This window comes from Acidimicrobiales bacterium (assembly GCA_035531755.1).
Taxonomy (GTDB): domain Bacteria; phylum Actinomycetota; class Acidimicrobiia; order Acidimicrobiales; family UBA8190; genus DATKSK01.
This window is the reverse complement of sequence record DATKSK010000031.1, coordinates 19,075-34,018: the sequence shown is the minus strand read 5'-3', so window position 1 is coordinate 34,018 and position 14,944 is coordinate 19,075. Positions and strand designations below refer to the sequence as shown.

Here is a 14,944-nt window from a genome sequence, read left to right as displayed (position 1 = left end):
CCCGGAGCCGATCACGGGCACCCGGGTGGCGAGGCCGCCCCCGCGGGCACCGCGCTCGGGCGCCGGGACCTTCAGGTGCTCGTCGGGACCTTCAGGTGCTTGCCGAAGAATTCGACGATCCGCCGGCGGGCGTCGACGGCGGAGGGCTCGTGGTAGCCGGCGGCCATGAACTTCCCGGTCACCACGAACAGCGCCGGCGTGCGGTCGCCGGCGGCGTCGTGGTCGTTGAGGAAGGAGTGCCCCGCGTCGGGGTACTCCTTCACGTCGTGGTCGACCCCCACGGCCGAGAGGGCCTGCTCGAGCCGCCCGGCGGCGCCGCGCAGCGAGCGGTCCTTCGCCCCGTAGCTCCCGACGATCGGGCACGCCCCGGCCAGGAAGCGCTCGGTGTATGCGTCCTTGGGGGCGGCGCCGTAGTTCACGCTCGACGCCGCGAAGCCGTGGTCGGGGGCGAGCAACAGGGCGAACCCGCCGCCCATGCAGTACCCGATGACGCCGATCGTCCCGGTGCAGCGCTCCTGGCCGGCCAGCCACGCGCGCGCCGCCTCGATGTCGTCGAAGGTCCGGCCGCGCCGGTTGCGCACGTCGCGCATGACCGTCCGGAGGCAGGCCATCATCCCTCCCCAGTAGAAGAGGTCGGGGGCCACCGTCAGGTAGCCCTCCGCCGCCAGCCAGTCGGCCTGACGCCGCAGGTCGTTGCCCATGCCCAGGGCGTCGTGGATGACGACGACACCGGGCCAGGGCCCGTCGCCCGTCGGTACCGCCAGGTAGCCCGGCATGGCGCCCTGTCCTGTCTGGATCGTCACCTCGGCCATGGCCGCCTCCCGTCGCGCCCGTCGTCGGGGGCGCCGGAGCCGGTTCTAGTCCGTGCGGCCGGACGGCGCGAGCCGGATCCCTCCGCGGTTCAGCCGCCGAACGACGGCGGCGCCTCGGCGGCCGCCGTGCCCCACGCGGTGTCGGGTGCCGGGCCCAGCGTGAAGTCGAGGCGCCCCCCGCCCGAGACGACCGACGACGGCAACCACGGGCAGGTGTAGGCGGCGGACCCCGTGCCGGCGGACGACGACGTGCACGCCTCGGGCACGCCGGTGACACCCTGCACCTGCAGCCCCTGCACGTAGCGGTCGGCGGCCGACGCGCCCGGGGCATCGATGACGATGCTGTCCCCGTTCGAGAGGGTCACCGTCACATGGGGGAAGAGGGGGCTGGCGAGCACCAGCTCGCCCCGGCCCGGCACCTCGGGGTACAGGCCCATCGCCGCCCATACGTACCACGACGCCATCGCCCCGAGGTCGTCGTTGCCCGGCTCGCCGCCCGGGCTCGCCGAGTACAGCGACGTGGCGATGCGCCGGACGACGTCCTGCGCCCGCCAGGGTGCGCCCGCGTAGTCGTACTCCCAGGGGATGCCGAGCGCGGGCTCGTTGCCCGCCCAGTCGTAGGGCTGCTTGCGGCTCGTGTCGAGCTCGGTGAAGAAGGTGTCGAGCTTGCCGACCACCGCCGCGTTGCCGCCCAGGGCGTCGAACAGCCCACGGAGGTTCTGGGGCACGCTCCACGTGTACTGGATGGCGTTGCCCTCCTCGAAGCCGTCCTGGCCGATCCCCGGCACCGGCGAGCGCTGGAAGGCGGGCCCGGGCGGGAAGCTCCCGTCGGCGCGCCGGGCGGCGAGGTAGCCGGTCGCCGGGTCGACCAGGTTCCGCCAGTCCTGGGCGCGCGCCTCGAACGTCCTGGCCGTGCCCGCCTGGCCGGTGGCCAGGGCCAGCTGGGCGAGGGCGGAGTCGTCGATGGCGTACTCCAGGGTCTCGGAGGCGCCGACGGTGTAGTCGAGCGACGTCAGGTCTCGCCGGTCGGCCGCGACGTAGCCATGGGCGAGGTACTCCGGGAGGTCCTGGCGCTCGGGGAACCGGTCGGTGGTCACGCCGGGTACCGTCGCCCCCTTGACCATGTCGCCCAGGGCGGCGGCAGCGTCGAAGGCGCGGGCGCCGAGGGCGTAGGCGGACGCGATGACGGGGTCGGCGGAGTCCCCGTTCATCTGGGCGCTCTCGACGTTGGCCATGGGCAGCTTGGGGAGGCCGCCGCCCTGTGCGGCGTCCGCCAGGAGGGACGTCACCATGTCGCTCGTCTGCGTCGGCGCGATCAGGGCCAGCAGGGGCACTTCGCTGCGGTAGATGTCCCAGTTCGAGAAGTTGGCGTACTGCGTGTACCCGCTCGACCGGTGGACCGCACCGTCGAAGCCGATGTAGTCCCCGTTGTCGTCGCCGAAGACGTTCGGATGGAGCAGGGACCGGTACAGCGCCGAGTAGAAGGTCCGCTCGTCGGCCGCGCTCCCGCCGGTGGCGGCGATCCGACCGAGGTACTGGTTCCACACGGCCGTCGCCCTGGCCCGCAGGGCGTCGATACCCCAGCCGGGCCGTTCGGCGGCCAGGTTCCCGAGGGCATCGGCGGTGCTCACGAACGAGACACCCACCTGCATGTCGACCACGCGCGTGGAGCCCGCGAACGACACGTAGGCCCCCGACCGCGGCTGTGCGCTCTTCCTGGCGCCGGGGTGCACGGCGGGGCCGTGCCACGTCCCGAACGAGCGGAAGGGGCGGTCGAACCGGGCGGCGAAGTAGAGGCGGTAGGCGCCGCCGGTGCCGCAGAAGCCCCCGCTCGTGACCGACCCCTCCACCGTGGAGTCGCCGACGACGGAGACGTCCGAGCGCGATGACCCCGCGGCACTGTTGGCCACCTTGAGCAGAACGTTGGCCGGTCCGGTCCCGGGGAAGGTGAAGCGACCCAGGCCCGTCCGGGCGGTGACAGCCAGCTCGACGCGCACCGGAGGGTCTCCCACGGTGACGGCGTAGCTGCCCGGGTTCGCCACCTCGGTGTGGTGCGAGAAGTGCAGCCGGGTGGCCGCCGGGTCGGTGCCGATGGCGCCCACGGTGGGCAGGATCGGGATGTCGCCGTACACCGGGCACCCGGGCCCGCTCATGTGGGTGAGGCTGAAGCCGCTGACAGAGGAGTCCCGATAGGAGTAGCCCCCGCCGGGCGCCCGGTCGGGGGAGGTGTCCGGGCTCCACTGCAGCATCCCGAACGGGACGTCGGCACCGGGGAAGGTGTCGATGTTCCCCACACTGGGGCCGCCGACGCCGGTGCCCATGAACGGGTCCACCAGCGCGCTCGGGCCACTGGGTGGCGGCGGCGCCGCCAATGTCGGTGGCGTGGCCGCCGTCGACGAGTCCCCGCCGCATCCGGCCAACGTCGACGCCAGCGCGCCCAGGGAGGCTGCCACCACCCATGCACGCGAGCGTGTCGTCACGGTGCAGCCACCGCCCCTGGCACGCTGCGCAGTGTAGGAGCCCCGGCCCGTCAGGGCGCGGGGAGCACCTCGGCCAGGCGGCGTTCCAGGTATCGCCGCTCTGTCTCGCCCACCGCCATCGCCAGCGCCCGGCGGTAGGCGGCGGCGGCCTCGTCACGCCGGTCGAGCCGGCGGAGAAGGTCGGCGCGCGTCGCCGGCAGCAGGTGGTAGTGGCCCAGGGCGCCGGAGGACTCGATCCGTTCGACGAGCGCCAGGCCGGCCGCCGGCCCGTCGGCCATGGCGACCGCCACGGCGCGGTTGAGCTCGACCACGGGGGACGGGGCCAGCCGCCCCAGCTCGCGATAGAGGCGGGCGATCTGCCCCCAGTCCGTGGCCGCGGGGTCGGGGGCCGTGGCGTGGCAGGCGGCGATGGCGGCCTGTACCTGATAGGGCCCGTGCTCGCCCCGGCGCAGCGCCGACTCGAGGACGGCCACGCCGCGCTCGATGCCGGTGGCGTCCCAGCGCGACCGGTCCTGTTCGTCGAGCGGCACGAGGTCACCGGCGGCGTCGACGCGCGAGGTCCGACGGGCGTCGTGCAGCATCATGAGCGCCAGCAGGCCGAGCGCCTCGGGCTCGTCGGGCATCAGCTCCGCCATCGTCGATGCCAGGCGGAGGGCCTCGGCGCACAGGCCGGAGCGCACCAGGTCCGCGCCCGAAGAGGCGGCGTAACCCTCGTTGAACAACAGGTACAGCACGGCGAGCACGGCCGACGTCCGGTCGGGCAGCAGGTGCGCAGGTGGTACGCGATAGGGGATGGCGGCGTTGCGGATCTTGCGCTTGGCCCGGACCAGCCGCTGCGCCATGGTGGCTTCGGGGACCAGGAACGCCCGGGCGATCTCGGCCGTGGTCAGGCCGGCCAGGGTCCGCAGGGTGAGCGCCACCCGGGCCTCCAGCGACAGCGCCGGGTGGCAGCACGTGAAGATGAGCCGGAGCCGCTCGTCGACGATGCCGCTGTCGTCGTCGTCGTTGTTGCCGTCGTTGTCGCCGTCGCCGTCCGTGAGCCCGCCGGGCGGTGCCGTCACCGCGGCCTCCCGTGCCTTGGCGGCGCCAACCGCCTGGCGGCGCAAACGGTCGACGGCCCGGTGGCGCGCCGTGGTCGTGAGCCACGCGCCGGGGTTGTCCGGGATGCCCGCCCGGGGCCAGTGGGCCAGCGCCCGGGCGAAGGCATCCTGGGCGCACTCCTCGGCCAGGTCCCAGTCCCCCGTCGTCCGGATGAGCGTGGCGACGACACGGCCCCACTCGTCTCGGAAGGCCCCAGCCACCGCGGCCTCGACGTCGTCCAACTACATCTCCCAGATGGGCCGGACCTCGATGGTCCCGATGCGCGCCGAGGGGATCTTCGAGGCCACCTCGATGGCCTCGTCGAGGTCCTTGCAGTCGACGACGTAGTAGCCGCCGATCTGCTCCTTGGTCTCGGCGAAGGGGCCGTCGGCGGTGAGCACCTCGCCGTCGCGCACGCGCACGGTGGTGGCGTCGCTGGTGGGGCGCAGCCGGTTCCCGTCGCGCAGCACGCCGCGAGCGGTCATCTCCTCGCCGAAGGCGCCGTACTCGCCCAGGAACTCGGCGTTCTCCTCCGGTCTGCGGGCCAGCAGGGCGGCCTCGTCGTCGCAGATCATCAGCACGTAGCGCATGGTGTCTCCTCGGTCGGTGTGCCCGTACGACGGACGGCACCCCGCCGGATCGACAGGTTGCCGCGAAATTCTCCCCTCTCCGGGCGCCGATGGTCGAGCCGGGTCGGCGATGCGCCCCGGGACGGCCCGCCGGCGCGAGATCTTTCCCGAGGCGCGCACCCCTTGTCACCTGCGAACTCTCCGGATGGTGCGACGACCTCGATCCTCACGTTCACCGGGCGTCACCGCGTGCGCCAGCGCCTCGTCTCCGATCACCTGCGTCGGCAACGTCGCCAGCTCGATCAAGGCGAACGTGCCCACACTGACCCAGGACCTGCGCACCGCGCTCCTGACCGGGGGCAAGGCGGGCAAGAAGGTGCCCGTCATCGGGCTGACCTACCCCGACGTCCTGCTCGGGGACTGGGTCGATCTCGGCGGCACACCGGCGTTCCCGCCCAGCACGGCCAGTCAGACGCTGGTGAACGAGTCGCCGGTGGCGTTCAAGGTCATCATCAACCCGTACCTGAAGACGGCGAACAAGGTCGGCGGGAAGGGCAAGTTCATCGACGTCACCAAGAAGACGGGCGCGTACACCGCCTTCAAGAAGACGGCGACGATCACGCTGGCGCCCTTCGGGTCGATCACCGTCCCGGAGGCCGTCGCCCAGGTGTGCAACCTGACGTGGTACTGCCAGCTCGGCAACATCCACGCCAACACCACCGGCTACGACCTGATCGCCACCTTGATCGACAAGATGGTCAAGGAGGACCGGACCCCCGGGTCCCTGCCGGTCGTCCCCTTGGCGCCCCGTCCCGGCCGGGGATCGCCGGTCCGGTGTCACCGACGCCTTCGGCCGGAGCCCTGACGTCGGCGTACCCCGCCAGGAGCAGGGCGACACCGGCACCGAAGAGCAGGACGGCCGTGATCCCGACGCCGGCCACGACCGGGCCGATGATCAGGTTGCCGAGCGCCACGGTCCCACCGAACCCCATGATCCACAGGGCCATGACGCGGCCGCGCACGGCGTCGCTCAACCGGGTCTGCAGGGCCGTGTTCAGCGCGGTGATGAAGGCGAAGTAGAAGGCGCCGACGACCGCCACCACGAAGTAGGCGGGCAGCGCGGCGCGCAGCAGGGCGAACGCCGCCAACGATGCCGAGTAGCACAGCAGGCAGATCCGCACGATCATCGCCTTGGAGGTGCCGGCGAACACGGTGCCGATCGAGATGGCGCCGACGAGGGCGCCCACGCCGAACGAGGCGTAGAGGATGCCGTAGTCTGCGGACCGGGGGTCGATCCCGAGGTTGTGCGCCGCCACGACGGGCATCTGGCCGATGAAGGCCAGCGCCAGCAGTGAGAAGGCGAAGACGGTGACCAGGCACCGCCCGACGACCCGGTCCCGGCGGGCGGTGGTGATGCCCGCGGTGAGCTCGCGCCAGTGGCTGGCGTGCTGCGACCGGGGCAACACGGGCAGTCGCACGGCCATCAGGGCACCCACCACGAAGAGGTAGGTCACGGCATTGCCGGCGAAGACCCACGCCGGACCGGCCGCGTGGAAGACGACGCCCCCGACGGCGGGGCCGATGACGCGTGACGCGTTCATCTGGGCCGAGTTCAGCGAGATGGCCCCCCCGAGGTCGCTGCGGGGAACGAGGCCGGGGAGGATGGCCGAGTAGGCGGGACCGAACATGGCGCTGCCGACGCCGACCATGACCACCATCGCCACCAGCAGGACGTGGGACGGTGACGCGGCGCGGACCACCTGGGCCAGGACGAGCGAGAAGACCAGCTGCTCGAGCGACAGGACGATGAGCAGCTTCTTCCGGTCGACCCTGTCGGCCACGAGGCCACCGACCATGGCGAGCAGCAGCGCGGGGCCGAGCTGGGCGAAGATGATCACCCCGACGAAGGTGCTCGACCGGGTGATGTCGTAGGCGTAGGCGCCGAGGACGACGTTCTGCATCCAGGTGCCGATGTTGGAGGCGAAGGCCCCGAGGAAGACCACCCGGAAGGTGCGGTTGCGCAACGCCGAGATCGCCGTCCCCGCGGCCAGCGGGCGGTCACCGTCGACGACGGCGTCCTCGATCTCCTCGATGGAGGGGACCGCCCGGTCAGGCTCGTCCGCCGACTCGGATCGCACCCGTGCATAGTACGGGGGCCGTCCCTCCCCGGACCCGGGCCTCCCGTCCACGAGTCCGACCCGGCATGGCCGCAGGGCCCGTGGAGGTGGTCGACTGGCGGACGGGCGCGGTCCTGTGGCGCAGCGCCGCCGTCGTGGGTGGCGGGCCCTGGGCGAGCGCCTTCGACGAGCCCGGTGGGGACGGTCTCGTGCTCACCGTCACCGTGAACACGTCCCTCGCACGGGGGCCGCCAACGGCTGGTTCGTGCGGCCCGGGTCCCCGCCCGTCCACCTCGCCGGGACGGTGGACCAGGGAGTGGAGTAGTCCGGTCCGTCACGCTGGGCCGGGGTGTCCTGTGGGATCAGGCGGCGTAATCTTGCGCCTCTCGATGGGGGGTCGACAGGGCATGACAGGCACCGACGCGCGCGTCGCCGACGCAGAGCGCTCTGCCGACGCGGCGCGCCTTCGATTCCTGGCGTCTGGCGACGAGGCGGGCACCGCGCCCGAGGACCGCGCCTTCCGTCCCGACGTCGAAGGCCTGCGGGCCGTCGCCGTGCTGCTCGTGGTGCTCTATCACGTGGGCATCCCGCACCTCGGGGGAGGGTACGTCGGGGTCGACGTCTTCTTCGTCATCTCGGGCTACGTCATCACCGGCCTGTTGCTGCGGGAACGGACCGCCACGGGCCGCACCAGCCTGCTGGCGTTCTACGGCCGGCGCGCCCGGCGCATCATCCCGGCCGCGGCCCTGGTCATCGTGGTGAGCGTCCTGGCCACCCGCCTCCTCCTCGGCGTGGTGGCGACCAGCCAGGTCGTGGGTGATGCCCGCTGGGCGTCGGTGTTCCTGGCCAACTTCCACTTCACAGCCACCGGGACCGACTACTTCCTCTCGCAACGCCCCCCGTCCCCGTTGCAGAGCTTCTGGTCGTTGGCCGTGGAGGAGCAGTTCTACGTCGTCTACCCGACGATCTTCCTCCTGGTGGCGACGGTGGGCCGTCGCCTGTCGCTGCGGGCCAAGCTCGGCGCGTTCCTCACCCTGGCCGTGGTGACGTCGTTCGTGTGGTCGGTCGCCCAGACGTCCTCGGATGCGACGGCGGCGTACTTCTCGCCCTTCACCCGGGCATGGGAGCTGGCGCTGGGGGCGCTCGTGGCCGTGGCCGCAGGGAAGCTCCGGCGCCTCCCACCGCCCCTGGCCGCCGCGATGACGTGGGTGGGCCTGGCCGGCATCGTGGGCGCCGCCGTCGGGTTCACGAACACCACGCCGTACCCGGGCTCGTGGGTGGCCGTCCCCGTGGTGGCCGCCGCCCTCGTGATCGCCGGGGGGACGGCCGCCCCGCGGGCGGGGGCCGAGGCGCTGCTGTCGTTGGGGGCGTTCCGATGGCTGGGGCGCTGGTCGTACTCCTTGTACCTGTGGCACTGGCCGATCCTGGTGATCGCCGCCCAGTACCAGGGGCGCCGCACCCTGCCGGTGATCGACGACGTGCTCCTGGCGGTGATCGCGCTGGGGCTGTCGGTGCTCACCTACTTCATCGTGGAGAACCCGATCCGTCATGCCCGGGTGCTGGCGCGTATCCGGTGGGCGAGCGTCGGCACCGGTGTCGTCGCCAGCGCGTTGTGCATCGGTGTCGTCACGGTGATGGCACCTGCCGCCGGTGCCGGGGCGGCCGCCCAGGGAGCGGTGCCCGGCTCGGGCCTGGCGCCCGCAACGGCGGCGGCGGTACAGCGCGCCGTGGCGCGCGCCCGCCTCATCACGACGGTCCCCGCTGACGTCAGCCCCTCGGTGGCGGCCGCGCCCGACGACTGGGGAGGGTTGCCGGCCGACGCCTACGGCTGCGAGGCGCATCTGGCCGTCACCACCGTCCCCTCGTGCGTGTTCGGCGACCCGCACGGCGCCCACACCATGGTCCTCTACGGCGATTCGTCGGCGCTCATGTGGTTCGAGGCGTTCGACGCCATCGCCAAGCAGGCGGGGTGGCGACTGGTGGTGCTGGGCAAGGACTGGTGCCACGCGGCGTTGGTGGCGCGCACCAATCCGCCCGGGTTCGGGGCCCTGGGTGGCCGCTTCACGCAGTGCGACGTCTGGCACCGGTACGCCACGCAGCGCATCAACGCCATGAACCCCGACCTGTTGATCGTGACCGGGATCCCCCGGGGGCAGGTGTACCCGAGCGGCAAGCTCACCCCGGCGCTGTGGGAGCAGGGCCTGTCGCAGGCGCTGACCGCGGTGAACGCGCCGAGGACCCGCAAGGTGGTGCTCGGGGACATCCCCATCACCCCCCACATCAATCCGAATTGTCTCGCCCGCCACGTCGACAATGTGCAGGCGTGCTCCGGAGTGCCCAGTCCGTACTACCGAGCGATGGATGCGGCCGAGCAGACTGCCGCCGCCGGCGCGGGTGCGCGCTACGTGAACGTGACGCCGTGGTTCTGCTCGACGACGTGCACCGACATCATCGACAACATCGTCGTCTACAAGGACGACGACCACATCACGGCCACGTACAGCCGCTACCTGGAGAACGTCCTCGCCTCGGCGCTCGGCTTCGGGCCCGTGCGCTGAGCTCGGCCCCGCAACCGTCTCCGGAGCGTGCGCTCGGGAGCGATTTCACCGTGCATCGAATGGATGTTCGTAGTGATCCCCGTCCTGCTCGAGCATGGCCGAGCCAGCCCGAACCGGGTTTTGTCCTTCATGGGGGGGGTCAGTAGCGTTCACCTCACCGTGTTTCGCGCCCGACGCATACCCTCAGCATGCCGTCCCCGACGCTCACAACGAGGTCGCGCCGCCGCGGCCGGTTTCGTGTCGACGCTTGTCGCCGCGACCTCGCTGACCATGGTCATCGGCCCCCGGACCGCGGCGGCCAGCCAGATCTCGGATCTCCAGGCGCAGGCGGCGTCGATCTCACAGAAGCTGGTGCAGCAGCAGCTGCAGATCGGCGCCGAGCAACAGCAGTATTCGGTGGCGTCCGAGAAGGTGGCCGCCGATAACCGGGCGATCACCGCCACTGCACAACAGCTCAGCCAGGACCAACAGCAGATCGCCGTGGATACGAGCGCGGTGCGCCAGTTGGCGATCAAGTCGTACATGAACGGTGGCAAGCTGTCGGGATCGGGGACAGCGCTGTTCACCGGCAACGCCGAGCAGGCGCAGTTGGTCAACGAGTACGCAGCCATCGCAGCCGGCGGCATGGAGTCGGCTCTCGACCAGCTGCACACCGCTCAGCTCACGCTCCAGGCGCACGAGGAGACGCTGCAGCAGCAGCAGGACCAGGACAGGTCGGAGCAGGAACAGCAGGCCGCCGACCTCGCCCAGGCCCAGAGCACCGAGCACCAGATGGAGGCCGTGCAGCGTCAGGTGACCGGGCAGCTGGCAGCCGCCGTCGCCGCCCAGACCACCGCGCAGGCCACCGCGGCCGCGGCCGCCGTGGCCGCCGCCACGCGGTCGGCTCCGCAGACGGCGGTCAACGGGACGACCTCCACGCCGGCGTCAGGCGCGGACCCCGCCCTCAATCCCTACCTGCAGTGTGTCGTGCGGGCGGAGTCGGGCGGTAACTATGCAGCGGTGTCCCCCAACGGGATGTACATGGGGGCGTTCCAGTTCAGCCAGGCCACGTGGAACAGCGCGGCGCGGGCTGCCGGCCGCCCGGACCTGGTCGGCGTGCCGCCGAACCGTGCGTCCAAGGCCGATCAGGACACCGTGGCCGTCGCCCTCTACGCCCTCGACGGTCAGCAGCCGTGGCTCGGAGACCGCTGCAGCTCGTAGGCGCGGGAGCGGATGCCCCTGGTCGCGGCGTCGGAAGACCCCGCTCACCCGAAGTGTCGAGCGCGGCGAGAACAGGGTGCCCGCTCCAGGCTTCCCGGTGACTCTGGGGAACCCGAGGGACCCTTGACCGCTGTGAGCAGGCAATTCGCAGTGGTGTCGACCGGGGCCGCCGGGGGCACGGCACGAGACCGTCAGTTTTGACGAGGCAGCGTGGTCCGGAAAGGGTTAGGAAGGCAACCACCGAACCTTGGGGGCACCGATGAAGCATCGTTCCACGGCCATGACGACCCGCATGATCTTGACCGCCGCCGTGCTCAGCCTCGGCCTGGTGGTCGTGACCGGCGGCGTCGGCCATGCCGCCACCGGGTTGAAGCTGAAGGTCTCGCAGAAAGCCGGCCTGTCACTCGACCAGCAGGTGACGGTCAGCGGCAAGGCCCCGGGGGACAACGGGCATTACCTGGTCGAGTGCCTCCCGACCGCGACCGACACGTCGTCAGGCTGCGACCTGTCGACCGAGGTGGCGATCACCGTCAACGCCAAGGGCGTGATCACGCCCGTGGCCTTCACGGTCGTCGGCCCGAGCGACGGCACGTGCGCGCCCAAGAAGGCCGTACTGGCGTGCGGCATCGACCTGGTGACGAGCGGCACCACCGGGCCCGTCGCCCCGGGGACGACGGTGACCTTCCCGCGCTACTACCTCTCCCTGGGCGACTCCTACTCCGTCGGCTACCAACCGTCGCCCACGCCCGCGGCGACGTACGGCTACACGGGCTACGTGGCCAAGAAGGAGAAAATGACCCTGGTGAACTTCGGCTGCGGCGGGGCCACCAGCGACTCGATCCTCACGTTCACGGGAAGGTGTGGCGTGGACGCCTACGGCCCACCCGCCGCGTTGAACCCCGGGCCCATCGCGGCGGGCCAGAGCCAGGTGACTGCGGCCGAGGCGTTCATCGCCACCCATCCGGGCCAGATCGGCCTCATCACCGTGTCGATCGGCGGCAACGACGTCACGCCGTGTGCCGCGGCGGCTCCCGGGAACCCGGTCAACGGCGCAACCGACGCCATCACCTGCGTCAGCAACGGCAAGGCCCTTATCCAGGCCAACGTGACCACACTCGTCGGCGACCTGAGCACGTCGGCCGGCCCGACCGTGCCGATCGTCGGCCTCACCTATCCCGACGTGCTCCTCGGCCTGTGGGTGTTCCCGTCGTTCCCGGCCACCACGGCCAACCAGACCCTGGCCTCGGAGTCGACGTTGGCCTTCAACCTGCTGATCAACCCCACCCTGGCCGCCGCTTACACCGGCGTGCCCAACGGCAAGTTCGTCGACGTCACCGCCGCCACCGGCGCCTACACCCCGCTGACCAAGCTCAGCAACCTGGCGCCCTACGGCAAGATCCCCAAGGCGGTGGCCGAGGTGTGCAAGTACACCTGGTACTGCGCCCTCGGGAACATCCACGCCAACGACAAGGGCTACAAGACGATCGGTAAGCTGATCGCCGCAGCGCTGTAGGCGACGAGGCTCCGGCCAAGAGCCCAGTCGACGTTCAGTGGCTCCTCCGGGCTACCGACGAAGTGGTCGTGCACCTCGAAGAATTGGATGTCGGGCGGGATGGGGCGCGCCAACCCCTCGAAACGCGGGGATGACTCTCTCGGACCGCTGATCCTCGAACTCCTCTCGTGATTCACAGACGTCGATGATTCGAAATCCGTCGTCGGTCTTCGTGATCCATTGCAAGAGCACGCCACGCGGTCCCGGTCCTCCGGGTCGAGACCCGAGCCGTTCGATGACCTGGTCGTACTGGTCAAGGGTGGTACCCCGGAATCCATCTGCACCCCCCCCGTGTGTGAACACCGATCAGTACCGGAAATCGAACTGCACGTCGGCCTCGGCAGCAACTGCACCCGAATGGTGTGAAGCCGGACCCCTGGGTGTGCATGCGGAAACACGTCGAAGACCTGCGGTGACAGGAGGTCTGAGGAGGCAAAAGACTCCTGATTTCGACTGAGATTCCTGCCGTCATAGAGAGTTCCCTACCTGCAGTGTGTCGTGCGGGCGGAGTCGGGCGGAGTCGGGCGGAAACTATGCAGCGGTGTCCCCCAACGGGATGTACATGGGGGCGTTCCAGTTCAGCCAGGCCACGTGGAACAGCGCGGCGCGGGCTGCCGGCCGCCCGGACCTGGTCGGCGTGCCGCCGGACCGTGCGTCCAAGGCCGATCAGGACACCGTGGCCGTCGCCCTCTACGCCCTCGACGGTCAGCAGCCGTGGCTCGGAGACCGCTGCAGCTCGTGACGGGGTCGACATCGACCCGATCCTTTCTGGACCTTTCCCTCAGGCCTTCGCCCACGATGAGGTGCCCATAGGATCGGGCTGACACCACATGTGGGTGGCCTCAGTCAAGGTCGCTGTCGGCGGAAGTGATGAACCAGTCCGAAGGATTGAGGATGACCGGTTTCAAGGACTCGTCGCTCGTGTAGGCGAGGAAGCGAATGCCCTGATTGCGACGTTGGAAGAACCCGCTCGTCCGAAATGCGTTCTCAGCTTGCACGTTCAGCGTGTTGCACAGCACGGCAGTCGCACCGAGTGCGCGAGCCACCCGGAGGCTCGACGACAGCAATCGGGCGACGTCACCGGGCGCCGCGAGGTAGTCGACGAGCGCGAGAACCGGGCGCCCGCTCCACGTCGTCCAACGAAGCACAAGGTACCCGATCAGTCGTTCGCGATGGAGGACGTAGTAGCGAAGGTATTCGCTCCGATGCGGGCAGTCGTCGAACCTCCATCGGAGCCACGGGGCGTCGCGGTGGGAGATGGCGCGGTAGAGGACCGACACTTCCTGCCAGAGGACGTCGGCACGCTGATCGAAGGCGCTGATGGAAAGGAGGTCGGTGCGGGCATTGCGGATGCGGTCCACCCCGCCCAATAGCCACAGTGCCGGCGCGATCAGTGGAAGCGCCAGATAGCGCACGAGCATGGGTGCGCCTTCCCAGCGAAGGATGGCTCGGGGATCGAGCAGGCGGAGGTACATGGGGACACGTCCCATGTCGGTCGAGCGCCTGCGCAATAAGGACCGATATGCGGCGTGGGAGACGCTCAGACCGGCCGAGACGAGACACGACCGCCGGTGGGCTTCGGACAGGGCAGGGCCGATTCCGCTTCCCCGCCACTCCGGGTCCACCATGAGCTCGACCGCCCATGAGCCCCGGCAACGTCCGTCCTCGACGGTGAGGTCAAAGGGGATCCCAGCCTCGGTGCCGACGATCTGGCCGCCGCGACGGCAGACCCAGATCGTCAGCCCCTCGTCCGGCCGCAAGGGATGGCGCGAGAACAGCCAGTCAGCTCGGCTGTGGTCGAGCACTCGGCTGCCCGCTTCGTACATGTGAGCCTGGAATGCCCGCAGCTCACCGAGGTCGTCCTCCGTGCACCGGGAAACCCCGTCTGCTTCATCCGGGACCTCCGGGCTCATCCGGGGATCGCTCCTTTCGCCGGCCTGCTGGAGAGGTACCGGCTCCAGGAGCCTAAACGCCGAGCAGCCAGCAAGTCCGGTCGCTCGCTGACCTTGTTGCCCTGGCCGAGGGCGGAACGATCAAGCAGTATCGCTCGGTTAGACCGCGGTTCGTGCCAGGAAGTGTGGCACACTCGCGATCTCCGAAGCTGTGCGGTCTTTCTGCGTCACACTGAACGGTCGGGCCAACCCTCGGCTCCCTGCGGATGTCGACTGGAGGGAATCGTCATGACGACACTGCACGCCATCGGGAACTGGCTGTACCACTTCTTCGGCGTCGGCGGCTCGGGCCCCTACTACGGCTTCTGGTCAGGGGCAGGATCCGATATCGGCGAGGTCACGTTGATCGGTGCTGTCATCGTCGGGATGCGTCACGTGAACTGCCATGACAAAGGCTGCTGGAGGATCATCACACACAGAGTCGACGGCACGCCCTTCAAAGCCTGCCGCAAGCACCACCCCATATTGTCGAAACAGCCTCGCATTACTGCGGAGCTCATGGCGAAGGCGCACGAGGAGATTCAAGCGCAGCGCCGAGCGGATGCAGCCAGGATCGAGGACATCCACAAGCACTTTGCCACGCTGACAACGGACGCCGAGAGCGCTGCTGGCGACAATCCATAG

12 protein-coding genes are annotated in these 14,944 nt (G+C 70.3%); 6 read left to right on the top strand and 6 right to left on the bottom strand.

What is annotated here, in order from left to right; translation table 11 throughout:
• Window positions 1-71 precede the first annotated feature (71 nt).
• The 4 genes from VMV22_06990 to VMV22_06975 all read right to left on the bottom strand — a co-directional run bounded on the left by VMV22_06990 (window position 72) and on the right by VMV22_06975 (window position 4,962).
• Window positions 72-812: a dienelactone hydrolase family protein gene (locus VMV22_06990; protein ID HUY22070.1), complete on the bottom strand. Its 741-nt coding sequence runs from the start codon at window positions 810-812 to the stop codon at window positions 72-74.
• 89 nt (window positions 813-901) lie between these two features.
• Window positions 902-3,268, bottom strand: a complete 2,367-nt coding sequence (locus VMV22_06985; protein ID HUY22069.1) for a GH92 family glycosyl hydrolase — start codon at window positions 3,266-3,268, stop codon at window positions 902-904.
• 74 nt (window positions 3,269-3,342) lie between these two features.
• On the bottom strand, window positions 3,343-4,614 hold the full coding sequence (locus VMV22_06980) for a sigma-70 family RNA polymerase sigma factor (protein ID HUY22068.1): 1,272 nt from the start codon (window positions 4,612-4,614) through the stop codon (window positions 3,343-3,345).
• Window positions 4,615-4,962, bottom strand: coding sequence for a YciI family protein (locus VMV22_06975; protein ID HUY22067.1), 348 nt, complete (start codon window positions 4,960-4,962; stop codon window positions 4,615-4,617). It abuts the gene before it with no gap.
• Between the two features lie 292 nt (window positions 4,963-5,254).
• Here VMV22_06975 and VMV22_06970 point away from each other — a divergent pair, with 292 nt between their 5' ends.
• Window positions 5,255-5,806, top strand: coding sequence for a hypothetical protein (locus tag VMV22_06970; protein HUY22066.1), 552 nt, complete (start codon window positions 5,255-5,257; stop codon window positions 5,804-5,806).
• On the opposite strand, the gene VMV22_06965 is transcribed toward VMV22_06970, so the two are convergent.
• Window positions 5,700-7,079: an MFS transporter gene (locus VMV22_06965; protein HUY22065.1), complete on the bottom strand. Its 1,380-nt coding sequence runs from the start codon at window positions 7,077-7,079 to the stop codon at window positions 5,700-5,702. The genes VMV22_06970 and VMV22_06965 overlap by 107 nt on opposite strands.
• A 386-nt stretch (window positions 7,080-7,465) precedes the next feature.
• On the opposite strand from VMV22_06965, the gene VMV22_06960 reads away from it, so the two are divergent.
• The 4 genes from VMV22_06960 (at window position 7,466) to VMV22_06945 (ending at window position 13,110) form a co-directional block, all read left to right on the top strand.
• Window positions 7,466-9,616: an acyltransferase family protein gene (locus tag VMV22_06960; GenBank protein ID HUY22064.1), complete on the top strand. Its 2,151-nt coding sequence runs from the start codon at window positions 7,466-7,468 to the stop codon at window positions 9,614-9,616.
• Window positions 9,617-9,853: 237 nt separating this feature from the next.
• Window positions 9,854-10,816 (top strand): transglycosylase family protein, encoded by a 963-nt coding sequence (locus VMV22_06955; GenBank protein ID HUY22063.1) that lies wholly within the window; start codon window positions 9,854-9,856, stop codon window positions 10,814-10,816.
• 280 nt (window positions 10,817-11,096) lie between these two features.
• Window positions 11,097-12,329 carry an SGNH/GDSL hydrolase family protein gene (locus VMV22_06950; GenBank protein ID HUY22062.1) on the top strand — a complete coding sequence of 411 codons (1,233 nt, stop codon included), beginning with the start codon at window positions 11,097-11,099 and terminating at the stop codon, window positions 12,327-12,329.
• Window positions 12,330-12,861: 532 nt separating this feature from the next.
• A complete protein-coding gene (locus VMV22_06945; protein ID HUY22061.1) occupies window positions 12,862-13,110 on the top strand; it encodes a transglycosylase family protein in 249 nt (82 codons plus the stop codon).
• A gap of 100 nt (window positions 13,111-13,210) precedes the next feature.
• Here the strand turns inward: VMV22_06945 and VMV22_06940 are convergent, their stop codons facing one another.
• A complete protein-coding gene (locus VMV22_06940) occupies window positions 13,211-14,281 on the bottom strand; it encodes a GNAT family N-acetyltransferase (GenBank protein ID HUY22060.1) in 1,071 nt (356 codons plus the stop codon).
• Window positions 14,282-14,548: 267 nt separating this feature from the next.
• On the opposite strand from VMV22_06940, the gene VMV22_06935 reads away from it, so the two are divergent.
• Complete coding sequence (locus VMV22_06935; protein ID HUY22059.1) at window positions 14,549-14,944, top strand: hypothetical protein; 396 nt, start codon at window positions 14,549-14,551, stop codon at window positions 14,942-14,944.